Here is a 20185-nt window from a genome sequence, read left to right as displayed (position 1 = left end):
TCGCGACCAATGTCGCATAGCCCAAGCATTGACCTACACAGGAATGACGTTAAGCTTGGCCTTACATCAAATATAAAAACAGATTTTATATTTGAGAAAACCATCGCATCGCAACAAGAACATCACAATAAAACGGAGAGCCTTCCATGCGCCTAACCCACTTAATGATGGCCAGCCTCGCGATTGGCTTCACCACGTCGCTTCAAGCTGCCGATTTCACCTTCAAGTACGCTCATTCGCAAACCGATGAGGCGCCGCGCTCTGAGTCCATGCGCTACTTCAAAGAAGCGCTGGAAGAGCGCAGTGATGGGCGCATCGCCGTCGAACTCTATTTCAATGGCACCCTGGGGAAGGAGGAGGATGTACTTCAGCAAGTCCAAATGGGGCTTATTCAAGGCTATCGCGGTGGTTTGTTTGCTCAAGCTAACCCCGCCTACCTGATCTATACCATGCCGTTCCTGTTCACCACGCCGGAACAAGCCATTGACGTTATGGAGGGCGAGCTTGGCCAGGCCATTAATGAAGGCGCACGTGAAAGTCAGCTGCACATACCGGTGACCGGCGTTGCAGGCGGTATGCGCCAGTTAACCAATAACGTTCGCGCCGTTAATCAAGTGGATGACCTCCGTGGTTTGAAGATTCGCACCCCGCCACTGGCACCCACGCTGCGGGCATTTGAAGCGTTGGGAGCCTCCCCCCAGCAAGTGCCTTACACCGAGACTTATATGGCGCTGCGCACCGGCGTGGTCGATGGACAAGAAAACCCGCCCTCCAATATCGCCGATATGAAGTTCCATGAAGCTCAGGAGTACATGTCATTACTGAACTGGCAAATCCATCCTGACCCTTTCTTTATCAGCGCCCAGTGGTACGACCAGCTACCTGAAGAGCTGCAGATGATCGTCGACGATGTTGCTCAGGAGACGATGACGCGCTCCAACGAAATTTGGCTCGCTTCCGAAGCCAACTACCTCGAAACCCTTGGCGAGCACATGAGCATTAATGGCATCGCCGATGAACACCGCCAAGGCTTTGTAGATGCCGTCGTTCCTGTCTGGGAGCACTTTGTTGAGCGTGGTGACTTTAGCCAGGAGCAGTTAGAGCAACTGCTCGCACTGACCGATCAAGCCGAGGTACTGGAGTAATGAATCCACCTCCACTGGCGCAGCCGATGGCGGAAGATACCGCCTTGATGCGGGTAATGCGCCGCTTCGCTAGCCTGCTGGAAAATCTGATCGCCGCATTAATTGCGGCGGTTTTCCTGCTCTGTTTGGCACTGGTGATACTGCGCTACGTATTCAACATTGGCTTTGCCGGTGCTGAGGAGGTGATGCGCTTTCTATTTGTGTATTCCACCGCACTGGGGGCATCGGTCGCCATTTTGCGCGGCGAGCATATCCGCATCAGCGTGCTTGTGGATGCACTGCCTACGGCAATAGCCGTCTGGCTGAACCGCTTACGCCACTGTCTCGTGATGCTATTCAATGGCTATTTGGCATGGCTCAGCATCAGTTGGATTGGGCAGGTGGGTCGTTTCCGCTCCGCCGTGCTGGATGTACCTAATTGGGTAGTGCAAATCAGTGTCCCCATTGGCGCGCTACTGGTCATTCTATTCTCCTTGGCGGTGCTAGTGGGTGGAGAGCGCCCCTCCGCTCAACGCGAAGACGCGCAGGAGGGCCAGGCATGATTTTACTGCTTGTTAGCTTGATGGTGCTGCTGTTGATTGGGGTGCCCATCGCCTATTCGCTAGGGCTTTCGGGGCTGGTCTACTTCTTGATCATGCAGCCAGGCTTGATTGGCGTGCTGCCCCAGCGAGTACTGTCCGGGATGGATCTGTACACCATGATTGCCCTGCCGCTGTTCATTTTGATGGGTTTGGTGATGAACGCCTCAGGCATTACCGCGCGCTTAATCGACTTCTGTTTGATGTTGGTAGGCCGTTTTCCAGGTGGGTTGGGGCATGTCAACATCTCGACCTCGATGATCTTTGGCGGCATATCGGGCTCTTCAGTGTCGGATACGGCTTCGGTGGGCTCCGCCATGATTCCGGAGATGGCACGCAAGGGATACAGCGTCGAAACCGCCAGCGGCATTACCGTGGCCTCTTCCACCATGGGCATGATTATTCCCCCCAGTGTGCCTATGGTGATCTACGCCGTTACCGCGCAGCAGTCTATCGGCACCATGTTTATGGCGAGCCTTATCCCCGGTCTACTCATTGGCCTGCTGATGATGGGCATCATTGCACTAATGGCCGGTCGTCAAGGCTACCCCCGTGCCCACGCAGGGTTAAACCCGCAACAGCGCCGTCAGGTGATTCAGCGTGCGGTACTCGCGCTATTAATTCCTCTGTTTGTAGTGGGTGCGGTGGTCGGCGGTGTCGCTACGGCCACTGAGTCTGCCGCGTTAGGCGTGGGCTATGCGCTGATCCTGGCATTGGTAGTATTTAAAAGCCTCAAATTGCGTGAACTGCCTGCACTGTTTCGCTCTGCCGTCATGACCAGCGCCACGGTAATGATCATTATCGCCATGAGCCAGCTATACGTGTGGATTCTCTCGATGGAGCAGATTCCCCAGCTGTTGGCAGGCTTTTTAGGCGGGCTGGATCTTACCCCGATATTGCTCCTGCTGGTAATTGCTGCTGCCGTGCTACTGATCGGCACCTTTATTGATGTAACCCCCGCGATTTTGCTGATTACCCCAGTGGTGCTGCCGGTGCTTGCCCTGGCCAATATTTCACCCGTGCAGTTTGGTGTCCTGTTGATTAGCGGTCTGGCGATTGGCTTGGTCACGCCGCCGGTGGGCATGTGCCTGAACGTCTGCTCCTCCATCACCGGCCTCTCGATTGGGCGTATTTTCCGCGGCGCCCTGCCGTTTCTGCTCGCTAACCTCCTGGTGATGCTGCTGGTCATTGCCTTTCCAGCCATCACCCTGTGGCCGCTCACGCTGTTCTCGTGAGCCCATTTACTTTTACCATTAAAGGAAATTCATATGGATATTCGCCAAGCGCTTCATAGCGATCATTTTAAAACCCTCGATACCCAGGGCCTGCGTGACAAAATGCTGGTCACCCAGATTATGGTGCCAGGCCAACTGTCGCTCACCTACAGCCACGTTGACCGAATTATTGTGGGTGGCGCGGTGCCCACTGATTCGCCGCTGACCCTGAGCTGTGGCAAAGAGCTTGGCGTTGACTATTTTCTAGAGCGGCGGGAAATGGGCGTTATTAACATTGGCGCGCCCGGGCGCATTACTGTCGACGGTGAAACGGTCGAGCTGGGCACCCACCACGGCCTGTATATTCCCAAAGAGAGTCGTGAGGTCAGCTTTGAGAGCCTCGAAGCAACCAAGCCTGCGCGCTTTTATATCAACTCAACGCCTGCCCATGTACGTTACCAGCTTCGCCATGTCCGCCCGGAAGATGCCTCGCCCACCACCCTTGGCGACCCCGAAACCGGCAATGTGCGTACCATCAATAAGTACTTGCATACCGATGTACTGGATACCTGCCAGCTCTCCATGGGGCTTACCCAGTTAGAGCCCGGCAGTATGTGGAACACCATGCCCTGTCATACCCACGAACGGCGTATGGAAGTGTACTTCTACTTTGACCTGAGCGAAGACGACGTGGTGTTCCACCTGTGTGGCGAACCCCAAGAGACCCGGCATATCGTGGTTGCCAACGAACAAGCCGTGATTCACCCCAGCTGGTCGATTCACTGCGGCTTTGGCACTCGCCGCTACACCTTTATTTGGGGTATGTGCGGTGAAAATCTGACCTACGATGATATGGATTTTATCGCTTCCAAAGAGCTGCGCTAAACCACTACTTAGGGAGAGTGACCAATGACACTATTTTCACTGAACGGCCAAGTTGCCATGGTGACTGGTTGCAACAAAGGGCTGGGCCAGGGAATTGCCATTGCACTGGCAGAGGCGGGTGCCGATATTGTGGGGGTCAACCGCAGCCCTGCTGATGACACCCGCCAGCAGGTCGAGGCCCTAGGGCGCAAGTTTTACGACATTACGGCTGAGCTAGGCAGCCAAGCGCCTAGCGAGATTGTTTCACAGGCGATCGCGAAAGCGGGCAAGGTGGATATTCTGGTCAACAATGCGGGGATTATTCGCCGGGCGGCAGCCGTTGAATTTTCAGAGCAAGATTGGGATGACGTCATTGACGTTAACTTGAAAGCCGCTTTCTTTCTCGCCCAGCAGGTTGCCAAGCACCTTATCGAGCGCAAGGCGCCGGGCAAGATCGTCAATATCGCTTCATTACTGTCGTTTCAAGGCGGCATTCGTGTGCCCTCCTACACCGCCAGCAAAAGCGGCATTCTCGGTCTAACGCGTCTGCTCGCCAATGAGTGGGCGGGCCATGACATCAACGTTAATGGCATCGCCCCTGGCTATATGGCCACCGACAACACCCAAGCACTGCGCGACGACCCCCAGCGCCATGCTGAAATTCTTGGCCGAATCCCCGCCGGACGCTGGGGCACGCCAGAAGACTTAGCCGGCGCTGTGATATTCTTATGCTCCGATGCCGCCCGCTACGTGCATGGGCATACCCTGGCGGTAGACGGCGGCTGGCTGGCACGCTAACCAAGCATTTTGGTTAACGCCACGATCAACGAGCGATAGGCAATCACGTAAGGGAGCTTAAATGAAGGAGAAGGCTGAAACGCAGTACCACGCCCCTGCCTTAGAGAAAGGGTTGGATATTTTGGAGCTGCTTGCCCAATCCCCCCAGCCGCTAAGCACCCAAGCGATTGCCGAGCAGATCGGCCGTAAAACCAATGAGATGTACCGCATGCTGATGGTACTGAGGGATCGTGGCTACGTTAGCATGGATGATAGCGGTAGCCGCTATCAGCTAACGCTTAAGATGTTTGAAATGGCCCACCGCTTCCCGCCCACCAAACGGTTAGTACAGGCCGCGCTGCCACGCATGGAAGAGCTGTGCCATGACATCTCCCAGTCGTGTCACCTTAGCGTTGCTCGTCCTGGTCATCTATTGGTAGTGGCCCAGTATGAAAACCCCGACAAGATGGGCTTTGGGCTGCGCCTGGGGGCCAAAATCGATATATGCGGCTCTGGTTCAGGGGCCGTCATGCTGGCCTTTTTGGATGAGCAACGCCGTGAGCGCATTCTCGCCGCCAGCGATGCAACCCAACAAGAGGTTGACCGAACGCGGGCGCTATTTGATCCGATTCGCCAACGTGGCTACCACGTGGGGCCAAGCCCTCAAGTCCAGGGGCTAACCAATATCAGCTTCCCCGTCTTTGGGGTTCATGACGTTATCGAAGCCGTTATCACCATCCCTTACCTCACGCTGATTCCAGAAGCGATGCACCGGGAAGTTCCCAGCATCGACCGCTGCCGGGAGCAGTTAGGGGAGCTGGCAGACGCCCTGACGCTGGCTATTGGTGGGCGCCTACCAGCATCAGCGAGCTAAATCTGCTCTCTCTATCACGTCGCTCGCAATAACAGCACTCTAAAAGTAGGTGGCTATACGCTCTTTAACGTTTAGTTGATCATCCACTAACAGTATCCGGCGCCATTTATCGAAGGTTAAACAGGGATGAGAGGCGCCAAAGGCAACAATATCACCGACCTCGACATCTTGAGCCCCTTCCGGAAGGCGCACAAAGGTGTGCTGATCCATAATTTTCGTCACCTCCCAGCCATCCACCGACAAGGACTGCACGGGGTCGCCTTCTTCACGAAACCGACGGAGCGCAATCGGTAACTGGTCATGACCAATATCACGCTTACCTAGCGCCACAATGGCAAGCCCAGGCTCGGGAAGCGACTGCACCTGGGCAAAGACTTCCAGGGCAGGCTCAAGTCCCTGCTGCAAATCCGGCCGGCGATCTAATACCGCTGATTGCGCTTCACGGTAAAGGCCATGGTCGTGGACGACGTAGCAACCAGGCCGTAGCACAGGGGTAAACTTGCCATACAGCGGTGCGCCGTCAAAGGCTTCTGCGATCACATCATACCAGGCGGAACCTGATGCGGTGACAATCGGGCTCTCTTCAGCAAAGAGCCCAGCAGTTTTAAGCTCGACGGCAATATCCACCAGGTATTTAGCATAGGCACGTATGCCGGCCTCGGGATTATCCCCGTGAACCACACCCTCATAGCCCTCCAAGCCCACCAGAGAAAGTGCTGGCTCATTAGCAATTACCTCCGCCAGCGAAAGAATCTGCTGCTGGTTGCGGCAGCCACAGCGGCCACCCTCTACCCCCACCTCAATAAGCACCGATAACGCCATGCCCCGTTCAGCAAAAAAGCGCCCGAGCTGGCGAGCGTTCTCATGGCTATCGACCACACAGTAAAACGCAGCGCCCTGCTCAATCAGAGTGGCAATAATGGCCATATTGGCCTGGCCGACCAGTTGGTTGGCCATTAACAAACGGGGGACGCCATTAGAGAAGGCCGCACGGCACTGGGGCGCAGTGGCTAGTGTTATCCCCCACGCACCCGCCTGAAGCTGACGATCGAAAAGCGCGGGCGTCATGGTGGTTTTGCCATGGGGCGCCAAGTGAGCGCCGTGAGCTTCTGCGAAGCGCTGCATCCACTCTACGTTATGGTTCAGGGGGCCTTCATGCACCACGGCGGCAGGCAGGCTGACACCTGACAGAAGGTTTGAACCCAATTCCACACCGCCTTTATCAACCGCTAACGCCATTGTCTGCATTCGCCCGCATCCTCATTTTTTAATAAGCATCAATGTTAGATATTTTCACAACTATTGACTTCAAGTTAGAAACTAACATACTTTTTAAATCAGGCAACCATTAGGAGTCCACGGTGAGCCAAGAAATCGACATTTTGTCACGCATTACCACTGACTTTGCTGCCCTCCGCGACGCTGAAAAGAAGGTTGCTGAGCTAATATTTGCTGACATCGAATTTGTCACCGAAGCAAGTATCAGTGACATCGCCCAGCGCGCGGGGGTCAGCGACGCCAGCGTCACACGCTTTGCCCGCGCCATCGGCTGTACTAACGTGCGCGACTTAAAAACACGCTTAACCCGCGCCTTAGCCGCTGGTCGTCGTTTTATTCAAGAAGCCACGCCTGAAGACAGCTCAAGCGTGGTGTATGACATTGCTACGCAAACCCTCGCGCTTAACCGCGACTTACTCGCCCAAGCCGATGTGACCGGGGCAGTTGAACAGTTAGATAAAGCCCGTCAGATATTGGTGTTTGGCGCCGGTGGTGGTTCCAGCATTCTCTGCCAAGAGCTTCAGTTTCGCCTGGTACGCCTTGGCTATGCGATCTGTGCTTACCCTCAAGCACTGCTACCCCGCATGGTGGCGTCCACTCTTGAGCCTGATGATGTAGTCGTCGTGCTGTCGGTGACTGGCTACACACCAGAGATGGTGGAGTCAGCAAAGATCGCAAAACAGTACGGCGCCAAGGTGATTGCGATAACCGCAATGAATTCTCCATTAGCCGAAACATCCGACATTGTGCTCCCGATCACCTCCCGAGAGACCGACTTTATCTACCACCCTTCGGCTTCCCGTTACGCCATGCTGGCGGTCGTTGATGTGTTGGCACTTGAACTTGCCATGCGCCACCGCGAACGCTCGCGTACCAAATTGCGCCGCCTCAAGCTGAGCCTGGATGATCATCGCGGTGGCGACAATCGCCAGCCATTAGGAGATTAGGATGGTTTACGACCTGCTGATTCGTAATGCCAACGTCCTGGATGGCTCAGGCGCTGCTCATTTCCGTGCCGATATAGCTATTCAGGGAGAGCGTATCTGCGCTATCGGCGCTATGCCCTATGCCACCGCAACGACGATTATCGATGCCGAAGAGCGCTATCTGACCCCAGGCTTTATCGATGTGCATACCCACGACGATACCAATGTAATTCGTACACCCGAAATGCTGCCCAAGCTGACCCAGGGAGTCACCACCGTAGTCGTAGGCAACTGCGGTATCAGCGCAAGTCCGGTGACACTCGCCAGTGAAGTCCCCGACCCAATGAATTTACTGGGCAAGCTAGAGGATTTCCGCTATCCAAGCTTCTCCGATTACGCCAACGCCGTAGACGCCGCTCAACCAAGCATTAACGTTGCCGCTTTGGTGGGGCATACCAGTCTTCGCAGCCAGGTAATGGATAGCTTTGCTCGCCCCGCTACGTCGAAAGAAGTCGCCAAAATGGAAACCCTGCTTCGCCAAGCGCTTGAGGAAGGCGCGCTGGGGTTGAGCTCTGGGCTTGCCTACCGCAATGCGATACAGGCACCGACCACCGAAATGGCTCCCCTGGTAGAAGCCGTTGGCAAGTCGGGAGGCGTTTATACAACACACCTTCGTGATGAGTTCGCGGGCCTGCTGGAGGCCATGGACGAAGCGTTTGCCACCGCTCGTGATGGCCAAGTACCGCTGGTAATTTCGCACCTTAAATGCGCCGGCGCGGGCAATTGGGGAGGCGCGGGTAAGGCGCTGAGCAAACTGGAAGCTGCCGCCCAACACCAACATGCTCACTGCGACTGCTACCCCTACACCGCGGGCTCTTCCACTCTCGACCTGGGCCAGGTAACGGACGAAATAGAGATCACTATTACCTGGTCGACCCCGCACCCGGAGCAGGCGCGTCGACCACTAAAAACAATCGCCGCCGAGTGGGGTGTGTCACTGCTGGACGCTGCCAGGCAGCTACAGCCTGCGGGCGCGGTTTACCACAACATGAGCGAAGCGGATATGCAACAGGTGTTAGCGCACCCGCTCGCCATGGTGGGCTCCGACGGCCTGCCGAACGATCCGCATCCACATCCGCGCCTTTGGGGTGCATTTCCGCGCGTGCTGGCCCACTACAGCCGCGATTTAAAGCTAATGCCACTGTCGGAAGCGGTGCGCAAAATGACCTCTCTTTCAGCGGCCAATTTTGGCTTAACGGATCGCGGCGTGATCCGCATAGGCGCCTATGCAGACCTCACCCTTTTTGATCTCACGACTCTTGAGGATACGGCCAATTACGAGAACCCCATCGCGGCCGCTAAAGGCATCGAAATGGTCATAGTGAACGGCAAAATCGCCTATCAACACGGCGCCATTTCAGACCAACGCGCTGGCAGGATGCTGCGCAGAACAGAACGTATTTCTCAATCAATACCCAACTTTCACCCCAATCAGGAGCAAACCCCATGAGCATTACTCGATACGGCACCGAAGGCGGTGTAGGCACCGGCGGTCAGAAGCTGCCTTTTGCCCGCGCCGTAGAGGCAGGCGGCTGGTTGTACGTCTCTGGCCAAACACCCATGACCGACGGCGAAGTCGTTGAAGGCGGCATTGTTGAGCAGACCCGTCTCGCCTTCGATAACTGCCTGGCCATTATGCAGGAAGCCGGGTATGGCGTTGAAGACGTCGTGCATGTCACCACCGTACTCACCGATGCGCGCTATTTCACCTCTTTCAATAAGGTGTTTAAGGAGGTCTTTGGCGACAACCCACCGGCGCGTATCTGTAGCGTTCAAGACTTGGTGGTGGATTGCAAAGTGGAGGTTGACGTGAAGTGCTACCGCGCTGATCGCGCCTAGTACTCAGTAAGTTAAGCGCTATGCATATTCAGGTATAACCCAATCCAGACGCTAATAAAGCCTAAACACTAAGAAAAAAGCATCACGAAAAAAGCTCCAAAAAAAGCGCCACACCCCGGCAAGGGTGCAGCGCCAGATTACCGCGCGATTAGGATAAAAGCCCCGCGGTAATCGCTTCCATTGTCTACCTTCGGCCGCGGCAACGGCCGGATACACAACGATAAGAGGTTAACATGAACAGTCAAATATTCCTTGTCACCTTCGTGCTCTACATTATCGCTATGATCGCCTTCGGATGGTGGGTCTCAAGGCATAAACGCGGTAGCGGTGACGACTTTCTACTCGGCGGGCGAAGCGTTCCACTCTTTCTTACCGTGGGAACCACGGTGGCGACGATGGTGGGCACCGGCTCCAGCATGGGCGCCGTTGGGTTCGGTTACGCAAACGGTTGGGCAGGTGCTTTATACGGGCTTGGGGGTGCCGTGGGTATTCTATTGCTCGCGGTCTGCTTTGCTCCCGTACGTAAATTTCGCTTTATGACCATGAGTGAGGAGCTGGCCTATTACGTCGGTGCGAATCGGCTGGTACGCAATGTGGTCGCGCTACTTATCTATATCGCCTGTATAGGGTGGCTGGGGGCGCACATTCTTGGTGGCGGCCTCTACCTCTCCTGGATGGCAGGTATTGATCTCACCACGGCGCGCATTCTGGTGGCGCTAGGTTTCGGCATTTACTGCGTAGTGGGGGGATATTTTGCGGTTATCTGGACGGACACCATCCAAGCGGTTGTGCTGTTTGCAGGGTTTATACTGATGGCGGTACTGGCATTGATAGAAGTTGGCGGTTTTTCGGGGCTTACGGCGGGCATGGATGCAGGCGCCACCAGCTTTCTAGGTATTGACCAGATTGGCGCCCTGCCAGCGCTCTCTTTAGCCGCCGTTATTGCGATTGGCGTGCTGGCGACCCCCTCCTTCCGTCAGCGTATCTACTCAGGTAAATCAGTTGGGTCGGTACGCCGTTCGTTCTTAATCACTGGCGTTCTTTATCTGGGCTTCTCGATCATTCCCGCGATTATTGGTATGGCCACCCATGCCCTTAACCCTGGGCTTGAAAACAGCAACTACGCCTTCCCTTTCCTGGCCACAGAGATCATGCCGCTTGGGCTGGGTTTACTACTATTGGTAGCGGGCCTCTCCGCTACGATGTCGAGCGCCAGCTCCGATGCCATCGCCGGGGTGTCCACACTAATTCGCGATCTCTATGTGCTGGCCACAGGCCGCACGCCCTCAGCGCGCAACGTGGTGCGCTTCTCGCGGATTGCGCTTGTGGCGACTATTGGTCTGGCGCTGCTATTCGCACTGGCCTCGGACAATGTCATCACCTATATCACCCGCATGATCTCGACGATTCTTTCAGGGCTGTTTGTGAGTGCCATGCTGGGCCGCTTCTGGCCTCGTTATAACTGGCAGGGTGCTATCGCTACGCTGATTTGCGCCTCGGTGACTTCCTTGACGATTATCGCCAATAGCGACTGGACAGCCTTCTGGGGTAACCCCAGCATCCCCGCAGTGCTAGTAGCGCTGATAGCCGGTGTGATTGTTAGTCTAGTGACGCCCGCTTCCCGCGTCACTTCTGCCCAGGCGCTGGCGATTCTTGACCAAGAGCGCAAGCGTATGGAGCAAGTGCCGGAACCGACTCTCACGAACGCTGAAGCGCCCGCTGCCCCTCACTAATCGTTAGCCATAAGTGCACAATAAAAAACCCCACTGATTGAATCGATCAGTGGGGTTTTGCTATTAACGGAGCTATTTAACAGAACTATTTAACAGAGCTTATTTAACAGAACTATAGCGCCGCTAGTGCTTCACTCAATCCACCATGGCTTAGTGCTTGATATGCCGCCAGCACCGCCTGCGCAAAGGCTTCGTCTTGTGCCAATGCGCTAGGCACCACATCGTCCATGGCTAAATAGGCCGCTACCAGCGCGCTGGGATCGCGACCATATGTCTGGTGCAACTCTGCAAAGCGCTTGGCTAGCGGATCATCCACGCGGTGACTATTTCCTTGTAAGTCATGACCCGCGGTATAGCGTATCCAGGCCGCCATCCCCAACGCCACGCAGGGCGATGTTTGTCCTGCGGCGCTACGCTCCTTCGCGCCAGAGAGCCAGCGCTGCGGAAGTTTTTGGCTACCATCCATAGCGATCTGCTGCAGGCGATGGCGCAAGCTGTCGTTGGCAAAGCGTGCCAGTAGCGAGTCGGCATAGGCGTCTAAATCGATTCCCTCGGGCATCTCAAGCGTAGGCGCCGCCTCTTCAAGCATATAACGGCGCAATAGCGCCCGAAGCTCGACATGATTGATGCCGTCATAAACCGTTTCGATACCTGCGAGAGCGCCAATATAGGCAAGCAAGGAGTGGCTACCATTGAGCATGCGCAGTTTCATGGTTTCAAACGGCGCCACATCTGCCACCATCTCAACGCCCTCAGCTTCCCAGTCGGGTCGTCCCTGGGAGAAGGTATCTTCGACCACCCACTGCGTGAACGCTTCGCATACCACCGCATTTGAGTCGGAAATTCCCAGCGCCGCTAAGCGCTCAAAGTCGGCATCCGTCATCGCGGGGACGATGCGATCCACCATGCTGCAGGGAAACGCTACTTCACTGGCAATCCAACTGGCCAGTTCTGCGTCACGATGCTCGGCTAGTTGCACCACCGCCTGGCGTGTCCGCTTACCGTTATCTGGCATATTGTCGCAAGAGAGCACGGTAAAGGGGGCAATGCCAGCCTCACGCCGCTGAGCCAACGCTTCTACCAATAAGCCTGGGGCCGTTCGCGGCTGTTGGGGCGAGGCAATATCACCGATGATCATTGGGTCATCGACTTTTAACTCACCGCTCGCGGGGTTTAAAAAGTAGCCCTTCTCAGTGACTGTTAACGTAACGACACGGGTATCCGCAGAGGCCATTCGTGCCAGTAGTACCTCTCGGTCTCGGCTCCAGTTACCCGCGCCATCACGGCCCGAGAAAAGCGTCTCTTCAATCACACCAATTTCCCGCAGCGTAATGTTCTCACTATCGGCGTACTCCGCTACATGATAGCGATGCCCTGCTGCTCTCAAGCCGTCGACTAAACCCACGCTAGAGCGCAAATTCGCGCTACAGACCCCCCACTCACCATCGCCACTGCGTTGTCGATAACGCTCTAGATAGACCGCTTGGTGGGCGCGGTGAAACGCGCCTAACCCCAAATGGACAATACCCATCTGACCACTTTTCGGAATTGCTTCAATAAGCTCTGGAGCCATCATCAACTACTCTCCCATTAGCAAGTTAGGCAACCAAAGCGAAATTGCCGGGACATAGGTCACCAGCAACAGCACCGCCAAGTTGCACAGCAAAAAAGGCACGATGGCTTTTGCCACCGTCAACATGGGCAGCTTGCCAATCCCCGCTACCACGAATAGGCACACGCCCACCGGTGGCGTTGTTAGTCCAATCATCAGGTTCAACACCGCGATCACTGCAAAATGCACCGGATCAACACCGACGCCAGTGGCGACCCCCACCAATGCAGGGAATAGAATTATTAAGGCGGCGATGGTCTCCATAAAAGCGCCGACGAACAGCAGAATCAGATTAAGGATGAGCAAAACAATCAGTGGGTTATCGCTGATAGAGAGAATCAGTGAGGCAATCATCTGAGGGATCTGTTCACTGGTCAGTATCCAGCCAAACAGGTTCGCCAAACCGACCATCAGCAGCAGTGCCGAAGAGGTCAATACGGTGTCAGATAAAATCGTCGGGAGCTTTTTCCACGTTAGGCCTTTATAGACATACATGCCGACGACCAACGCATAGAGGCAAGCCACAATAGACGCTTCAGTGGGGGTAAAGAAGCCACCAATAATGCCGTAGAGAATAATCACGGTCATCAGCAGCGCCCAGAAGGCTGTTTTGGCTTCGCGCAGCAGTTGCAAAAAAGGCACTCGCTGCTCTTTAGGGTAGCCACGGCGAACGGCAAGAATATAGACAGTGACCATCATGGCGAGGCCCATTAAAAGCCCCGGCACGGCGCCTGCCAGGAACATCCGTCCGACCGAAATACCGCTCAGCGACCCGGCGATAATCATCGGCACGCTGGGCGGTATAATGGGCCCAACGGTTGACGAAGCAGCGGTGACCGCAGCGGCGAACGGCTTGTCATAACCCGAGCGCGCCATACCGGGAATCATCACCGAACCGATGCTGGCGGAATCGGCAACCGCCGTACCGGAGATACCACCAAAAATCATCGACCCCGCCACGTTGGCCAAGCCAAGGCCGCCGCGAATATGGCCTAACAGAGCGTTGGAGAAGCGCACAATATGATCGGTAATATTGCCCACATTCATTAAATTGCCAGCCAGCACGAAACCGGGGATACAGAGCAGCACGAAGGTGTCGATACCCGCATACATACGCTGCGGCACAATGGTTAATGAAATGCCTTCAAGCAGCAGATAAGAGAGCGACGCTAACCCCAATGCAAACGCAATGGGCATGCCCACCAACAGCAAAACCAGGAAAACGCTAAAGAGGATAATAACTTCCATGCTTAGGACTCCTGAAGGGAGGCAGAGGAGCGACACATTGCGATCATTCCCTCAAGACACCCCAGCAAGCTGTAAACCAGGAGTAGCGCAAAGGTGACCACCGTTGAGAAAAAGATATACAGCATGGGAACATGCAGCGTTGGCGAGGTCTGCCAAGCCCCGTTTTGCGCATACTGCCAAGCGTAAGGCAGCACCATAAAGGCGAATAGACCTATCAGCGCACAGATCAACACTTGAAAAGCCGCCTGCATCCGCGGCCCTAGCAGGTGATGAAAAAGCTCCACGCTGATGTTGCGGTTCTGACGCAGCACCACACCAGCGGATAGCGCCACCATATAAATAAACAGATAGCGTGAAAGCTCTTCCGTCCAGGCTATCGAAAATGGCAAAAATAGCCGCGAACAAATTTGTAGCAGTACCGTGGCGGCAATCGCAATCAGCGCCGTAACGGCCAAGGTCAGCAAGCACGTGTCAACCCAACCAATGACGCGCCCAATGGGGCCTTTAAATTTAGGCACCGCCGACATTGAAGCCAGACTCTCTAACGCTTCCTGTTCAAGCGCTTTTTGATCCGAGTTCATAACCGATTCCTCATGGGCAAGCTGCTTGTGCCGTTAGAGAATGGACTGGCGAATGCCAGCCCATATTCATTCCCAATTCACTAACAACGCCTTACCAGCGTCCTTACAAACGGCATTACAAGTCCTGGATAGCGTCAAAGAGTTCGCGCTGCTCGTCAGTTAAGGCCTCAAGAACAGCGGGGCGCGCTTTCTCTGCGAAGGCATCGACGTCGACTTCCACGAACTCCATGCCACGCTCTTGAAGCGCTTGCTCGAGGCGCTCTTGATCCTCAATGAAGAGCTCGGCCTGGTACTCCTGCATCGTTTGAGCAGCGTCTCGCACTACCTGCTGGAGCTCATCCGGCATACTTTCAAACTGATTACGGCCAATCACTACGTAGATCCAGCTGCGCACATGGCCAGTCATATTGACGTAGTCCTGCACCTCGTTGAAGCTGGCGCTCTCAATTAGGCTAAGCGGGTTCTCTTGCCCTTCCAGGGTGTTCTGCTGAAGTGCGGTAAATACTTCGCTAAACGCCATTGGGGTTGGACGTGCGCCCATTGCCTGCCAGGTATCAACGAACAGCGGCACGTTAGGCACGCGCAGGCGCAGCCCGTCCAGCTCATCAGGCGTGCGGATAGGCCGATTGGAGGTCAGCTCACGTGGCCCACGCTCAAACCACGCCAGAGGCACCAGGTTAGTGCGCTCAGTGATTTGTGCTTCAATCTCAGCACCGATATCACCATTCACCGCTGCATGAAGGTGTTCAGAGTCTCGAAAGGCGTAAGGTACCGCCATCATCGCGGCTTTAGGCGCCCAGTTCTGTAAGCTCTCACCGGTAATCGTCATATCCGCCGTGCCCAGCTGAATACTGTTGATTACATCCATCTCGTTGCCCAACTGCTCGCTGGGATAGATACGTACTTCTATCTGCCCGTCAGAGTTTGCTTCGACTTCCTGTTTGAATTTCTCGGCGGCCTGGTGCCATATGTTCTGCTCGTTGGCTAAATGGCCAAAGCGCAGAGTGTAATCTGCCGCCATTAATGAGTGGCTACCTAGCATGGCGGCCCCAATAACAGCGCTGGTGATAAGTTGTTTGATCATTATCTTTCTCCTACACACGGATGTTGTTAATTATTGATTGCGGCTGTTAGTTGCGCGCGAGTTGGCGTGGTTACCCTTAAGCACTAATTTGAATCAGTACCTTACGGGCCTCTTCTGGCCGGTGATCAAGCATGTCGATGGCGTTGGGCATGTCACTGAGTGGCAGCCGGTGGCTGACTAACGCCAACGGATCCAACTGCCCGCTGGCCATCAGCTCAAGCACCTCCGGAAACTTACGGTTGTTAAGTCGCGAGCCGACCAGGGTCAGCTCTTTCTTAATCACTTCTAGCTGTACAAGGTCACTGGGCTGAACGCTAAAGCCCAGCAGTCCAATGCGCCCTGCTGGCGAGGCTAAACGCAGCATTTGCGGTAGCAGCGCTGGCACGCAGGCCGCATCGGCAATCAGCGGCACACCTTCGCCTTGGGTGAGAGCGAGCACTTCTTTTTCAATATCCTGCTCGCGGCTATTAAATACCTGTGAGGCACCAAGCTGCTTAGCGACGGCTAATCGCTCAGTGATAACGTCCGTGACAATGACATCTTCAATGCCCTTGGCCAGGGCCATCTGCAGAATCGTCATCCCGATCACGCCCGCGCCCAAAATCATGAGCCGGTCGCCGGGGTGGGGCTGCATGCGATCAAGTACGTTGGCAGCAATGGTATAAGGCTCAACCAGCGCAGCGGCGTCTAGCCCGATATGTTCAGGTAGGCGGTGTACGTTAGCCGCAGGAACCGCCACAAACTCTTCAAAACCGCCATCGCGATGCACGCCGATCACTTCAAGCGAACTGCATACGTTGGGGCGCCCAATGCGGCATGGGTAGCAGGTGCCGCAACTGATGACCGGATCAATACACACGCGATCCCCAGCAGCGACGTCAGCCACCCCTTCCCCTACCGCTTCCACTACCCCGGCGAACTCATGACCCGTGATGCGCGGAAAGCGCACAAAGGCGTTGTCGCCATGAATGATATGCATGTCCGAGCCGCAGATACCGGCGAAGGCTACTCGAACAAGTACCTCCCCGCTGGCAACCTCAGGAACTTCAACATCAGCCACTTGGTAGTCGTGTGGCGCTTTGACCTGAAATGCTTTCATTGTTGAAACCCTCCTTACCAGTGCCACAGAGTGCCATCTTCCAACCGGTTCACCGGCAGGCTGGCGCGCTTATAGGGGTACTGCTTAGCTAGTTGCTCGTCGATATCAACGCCGTGCCCCGGCTTTTCGCCGACAATGAAATGGCCGTCCTCAAAGCGGTAATCGTGGGGAAAGACCTCATCAGTGGCGCTGGTATGCGGCATATACTCCTGAATGCCGAAATTGGGTACCCAGGTATCAAAGTGAATGGCAGCACCCAGGCACACCGGCGAAAGATCCGTTGGGCCATGGAAGCCGGTGCGCACGTGGTAAAGACCTGCTAAATCGGCGATTCGGCGCATATGGGTAATACCACCCGCATGGGTTAGGGTGGCGCGTATATAGTCGATCCACTGATTCTCGATCAGTGCTTTGGCGTCATACAGGCTATTAAAGACCTCGCCCACGGCCAGCGGCGTGGTAGTGTGCTGTCGAATAAGCCCAAACGACTCCTGATTTTCAGCCGGCACGCAGTCCTCAAGCCAGAATAGATGGTAGGGCTCAACCTCCTTGCCTAAGCGGGCGGCCTCGATGGGCGTCAGGCGGTGGTGCACATCGTGCAGCACGTGCAGGTCTTCACCGAAGCGCTCACGCACGGCGGCAAACAGCTTGGGAACATGATTTAAATATTTACTGGTACTCCAGACGTGCTCTGCGGGCAAATCAGCATCGGCAGGCTCATACGGCTCGCCATCTTTTTTAGCGACCCCATAAATACTGGCAATCCCGGGCACGCCAGCTTGCACGCGTACCGCTCTATAGCCCTCATCCACATGACGGGCTACCTCCTCCAGGCAGGCGTCAATATCACGCCCCGTTGCATGGCCATAGACCATAACGCGGTCACGGCTCTTGCCGCCCAGCAATTGATACAGCGGCATGCCTGCAAGCTTTGCCTTAATGTCCCAAAGCGCCATATCAACAGCGGCAATGGCACTCATGGTGACAGGCCCGCGCCGCCAGTAAGCGCCGCGGTAAAGGTAGTGCCAGATATCTTCAATACGACCGGCATCACGCCCAATCAGTGTGGGTAATACATGCTCTTCCAAATAGGCGACCACTGCCATCTCGCGGCCGTTTAAAGTGGCGTCGCCAATCCCATACACGCCCGATTCGGTAACAATTTTCAGTGTGACAAAGTTGCGGCCTGGGGATGTTACAATTAAGTATGCATCGCTAATGATCATAGTGAGCCCATCACAAGAGGTAAGAAGAAATTAACGCTCAAATAAGTAACACTGCACATAGTGGTAACGCACTGTACGCATCATCTCGCCGACCAGAATCATCATCAAAATCGACATAATTGCTGTGTGCTTATGATAAGCCGCTGGGCTACTTCATCGTCTAACAGAAAGTCATTACCCATGAACTCAACATTATCTTTTAACATCATTTTCACTCCTTCATAACGAGACTTTTATAGGCAGATTTAGCCCAGCAGTAAGTTAGGCAAAAACAGCACTACATTGGGGAAGAAGAGAATACCCAGCACAACCACAAATACAGCAAAGACAAACGGCAGTAACTCACGGCTATACTCATAGAATGAGCAGCGTAATATCCCGCATACGGTATACATTGAAATACCGACAGGAGGTGTCATACCGCCGAACGTAACCAGCGTCATCATTAACAGTCCAAAATGAACAGGATCAACACCAGCAGCTTTAATAACGGGCACCAGAATGGGGGTTAACAACATGACAACAACAGTGGCTTCTAGCAGCATGCCTAGAAAGACAAGAATTACTGACACTGCCAGCAACAGCGTTATATGGCTAGAGAATACCCCTAGCGTTAGCTCTGCTATTGTTTGCGGCACCCTTTCAAAAGAGACGACATAACCAATAATGCCTGAAAACATAATAATCAACATTATCATGCCAATATCTCTTACACTGGCACGCATGGCATTAAGTATCTCTTTAACCCCCATTTCACGGTGAATCACGCACCCCACCAATAAGGCGTAAGCGACGGCAAAGGCGCCCGCCTCTGAAGGAGTAAACAGTCCATAGCGAATACCGACTAAAAGCCATACGGGGAAGAGGATTGCCCAAATACTGCTACGTAAGGCTTTGAGCACTTCACTCCCCGTAGGTAGTTTCTCCCTAACCGGTTGATACCCCCGGCGTTTAGCCATGATGTAAGTGGTCACCATCAGCGCCACCATTAATAAGAAGCCCGGTACCAGGCCTGCAATAAACAGGCGCCCGATGGAAACTTCGCCAAGGTAGCCATACAGAATCAAGCCAATGCTGGGCGGGATAGTCGCAGTAATTAACCCGCCGATGGAGAGTACCGCGCCGGTAAACCCCGCAGAATAGCCGCCCTTGATCATACTCTTGCCCAGCACGCGGGATTGCATGGCGGCATCCGCCACAGCAGAACCGGAAACCCCACCCATTAATGTGCTCAAAACAATGCTTGCCTGGGCTAAACCGCCGCTCATCCATCCCGCTAATAGGGTCGAAAGGTGAACCAAGCGGGGAGTAATCCCACTGGCGTTCATCAGATGACCAATGAAGATAAACAGTGGAACGGCCAGCAGGGGAAATGATTGCGTTGACGAGACAATGCGTTGGACAGCAATACTGGTCGGCAAAAATGTCTCAGGTAATAAGAAGTAAGAGAAGCCTGCAATACCAATGGCAAAAGCAACGGGCATACCAATGGCCATTAAAAGCAGGCCGAATCCTAATAGTAACGCGGCCGTCATAGCGCTTCCTCCACCTGTTCATCATCGTCAGCCACTAAGCTGCCGATAATGCCATTGGTGAAGATACGGCGAAGTAACGAAATCAACATCAAGCCAGCGCCAACGGGTAGTGCCAGGGTGATATAACCGTAACTTAGCCCTGCCACCCCCATAGGCCGTTGCCAGTTGGAGGTCGCTAAGGCATAACCATACCAGATTAAAAGAGCCAAAAAGAGCATCATCATGCCAACACACAGGCTGGTAATAATGAGCTGCAACTTAATAGGCAAACGAATAACAAGCGCATCTATTCTTACTTGACCACCCTGGCGCAGAGTAATGTCAGCGCCTAACACAGCAGTCCAAATAAACAGAAATTGCGCAAGCTCAGCACCTCCTGCAAAAGGATTTCCTATTGCTCTAGCCACTGAGCTAACAAACATGGTGAGAGAGGTACCACCGAGTAGCATAATAGCCAGCCACTCCTCACCTTTATCGTACCAATGCCACATACAGCATTCCTCGCCCTATAC

The 20185-nt window shown here is 54.6% G+C and carries 19 protein-coding genes; 10 read left to right on the top strand and 9 right to left on the bottom strand.

What is annotated here, in order from left to right; genetic code table 11:
- Positions 1-146: 146 nt before the first annotated feature.
- The 6 genes from ACFIOZ_RS07785 (at position 147) to ACFIOZ_RS07760 (ending at position 5452) form a co-directional block, all read left to right on the top strand.
- A complete protein-coding gene (locus tag ACFIOZ_RS07785) occupies positions 147-1145 on the top strand; it encodes a TRAP transporter substrate-binding protein (RefSeq protein WP_386083117.1) in 999 nt (332 codons plus the stop codon).
- Positions 1145-1687, top strand: coding sequence for a TRAP transporter small permease (locus tag ACFIOZ_RS07780; protein WP_386083116.1), 543 nt, complete (start codon positions 1145-1147; stop codon positions 1685-1687). Before ACFIOZ_RS07785 ends, ACFIOZ_RS07780 begins: the two co-directional genes overlap by 1 nt.
- Positions 1684-2958 (top strand): TRAP transporter large permease, encoded by a 1275-nt coding sequence (locus tag ACFIOZ_RS07775; protein WP_386083115.1) that lies wholly within the window; start codon positions 1684-1686, stop codon positions 2956-2958. Before ACFIOZ_RS07780 ends, ACFIOZ_RS07775 begins: the two co-directional genes overlap by 4 nt.
- A 33-nt stretch (positions 2959-2991) precedes the next feature.
- Positions 2992-3822, top strand: a complete 831-nt coding sequence (gene kduI, locus ACFIOZ_RS07770) for a 5-dehydro-4-deoxy-D-glucuronate isomerase (RefSeq protein ID WP_386083114.1) — start codon at positions 2992-2994, stop codon at positions 3820-3822.
- 24 nt (positions 3823-3846) lie between these two features.
- Positions 3847-4599, top strand: coding sequence for a 2-dehydro-3-deoxy-D-gluconate 5-dehydrogenase KduD (kduD, locus tag ACFIOZ_RS07765; protein WP_386083113.1), 753 nt, complete (start codon positions 3847-3849; stop codon positions 4597-4599).
- Positions 4600-4660: 61 nt separating this feature from the next.
- Entirely contained in the window at positions 4661-5452 is a 792-nt protein-coding gene (locus ACFIOZ_RS07760) for an IclR family transcriptional regulator (RefSeq protein WP_386083112.1), read from the top strand.
- Positions 5453-5491: 39 nt separating this feature from the next.
- Here ACFIOZ_RS07760 and ACFIOZ_RS07755 read toward each other — a convergent pair whose 3' ends face one another.
- Positions 5492-6700 carry an amino acid deaminase gene (locus ACFIOZ_RS07755; RefSeq protein WP_386083111.1) on the bottom strand — a complete coding sequence of 403 codons (1209 nt, stop codon included), beginning with the start codon at positions 6698-6700 and terminating at the stop codon, positions 5492-5494.
- A gap of 113 nt (positions 6701-6813) precedes the next feature.
- Here ACFIOZ_RS07755 and ACFIOZ_RS07750 point away from each other — a divergent pair, with 113 nt between their 5' ends.
- The 4 genes from ACFIOZ_RS07750 (at position 6814) to ACFIOZ_RS07735 (ending at position 11288) form a co-directional block, all read left to right on the top strand.
- Positions 6814-7677, top strand: coding sequence for a MurR/RpiR family transcriptional regulator (locus ACFIOZ_RS07750; protein ID WP_386083110.1), 864 nt, complete (start codon positions 6814-6816; stop codon positions 7675-7677).
- A 1-nt stretch (position 7678) separates the two neighbouring features.
- On the top strand, positions 7679-9166 hold the full coding sequence (locus ACFIOZ_RS07745; protein WP_386083109.1) for an N-acyl-D-amino-acid deacylase family protein: 1488 nt from the start codon (positions 7679-7681) through the stop codon (positions 9164-9166).
- Positions 9163-9555 carry a RidA family protein gene (locus tag ACFIOZ_RS07740; protein WP_386083108.1) on the top strand — a complete coding sequence of 131 codons (393 nt, stop codon included), beginning with the start codon at positions 9163-9165 and terminating at the stop codon, positions 9553-9555. The genes ACFIOZ_RS07745 and ACFIOZ_RS07740 overlap by 4 nt, the downstream gene beginning before the upstream one ends.
- 233 nt (positions 9556-9788) lie before the next feature.
- Entirely contained in the window at positions 9789-11288 is a 1500-nt protein-coding gene (locus ACFIOZ_RS07735) for a sodium:solute symporter family protein (RefSeq protein ID WP_386083107.1), read from the top strand.
- A gap of 112 nt (positions 11289-11400) precedes the next feature.
- On the opposite strand, the gene ACFIOZ_RS07730 is transcribed toward ACFIOZ_RS07735, so the two are convergent.
- The 8 genes from ACFIOZ_RS07730 to ACFIOZ_RS07695 all read right to left on the bottom strand — a co-directional run bounded on the left by ACFIOZ_RS07730 (position 11401) and on the right by ACFIOZ_RS07695 (position 20164).
- A complete protein-coding gene (locus ACFIOZ_RS07730; RefSeq protein ID WP_386083106.1) occupies positions 11401-12864 on the bottom strand; it encodes a mannitol dehydrogenase family protein in 1464 nt (487 codons plus the stop codon).
- 3 nt (positions 12865-12867) lie between these two features.
- Positions 12868-14148, bottom strand: coding sequence for a TRAP transporter large permease (locus tag ACFIOZ_RS07725; protein WP_386083105.1), 1281 nt, complete (start codon positions 14146-14148; stop codon positions 12868-12870).
- Positions 14149-14150: 2 nt separating this feature from the next.
- The gene (locus ACFIOZ_RS07720) at positions 14151-14729 is read right to left on the bottom strand and encodes a TRAP transporter small permease (protein ID WP_386083104.1); all 579 of its coding nucleotides are present in this window, start codon (positions 14727-14729) and stop codon (positions 14151-14153) included.
- 115 nt (positions 14730-14844) lie between these two features.
- A complete protein-coding gene (locus ACFIOZ_RS07715) occupies positions 14845-15813 on the bottom strand; it encodes a TRAP transporter substrate-binding protein (protein ID WP_386083103.1) in 969 nt (322 codons plus the stop codon).
- Positions 15814-15889: 76 nt separating this feature from the next.
- Complete coding sequence (locus tag ACFIOZ_RS07710; RefSeq protein ID WP_386083102.1) at positions 15890-16912, bottom strand: Zn-dependent oxidoreductase; 1023 nt, start codon at positions 16910-16912, stop codon at positions 15890-15892.
- Positions 16913-16926: 14 nt separating this feature from the next.
- Entirely contained in the window at positions 16927-18138 is a 1212-nt protein-coding gene (manD, locus tag ACFIOZ_RS07705; RefSeq protein WP_386083101.1) for a D-mannonate dehydratase ManD, read from the bottom strand.
- Between the two features lie 245 nt (positions 18139-18383).
- Positions 18384-19673 carry a TRAP transporter large permease gene (locus ACFIOZ_RS07700; RefSeq protein ID WP_386083100.1) on the bottom strand — a complete coding sequence of 430 codons (1290 nt, stop codon included), beginning with the start codon at positions 19671-19673 and terminating at the stop codon, positions 18384-18386.
- A complete protein-coding gene (locus tag ACFIOZ_RS07695) occupies positions 19670-20164 on the bottom strand; it encodes a TRAP transporter small permease (protein ID WP_386083099.1) in 495 nt (164 codons plus the stop codon). The genes ACFIOZ_RS07700 and ACFIOZ_RS07695 overlap by 4 nt, the downstream gene beginning before the upstream one ends.
- Positions 20165-20185: the final 21 nt, after the last annotated feature.

The sequence above is a fragment of the Vreelandella sp. F11 genome (assembly GCF_042466685.1).
Taxonomy (GTDB): domain Bacteria; phylum Pseudomonadota; class Gammaproteobacteria; order Pseudomonadales; family Halomonadaceae; genus Vreelandella.
This window is presented reverse-complemented; position numbering and strand designations above follow the sequence as displayed.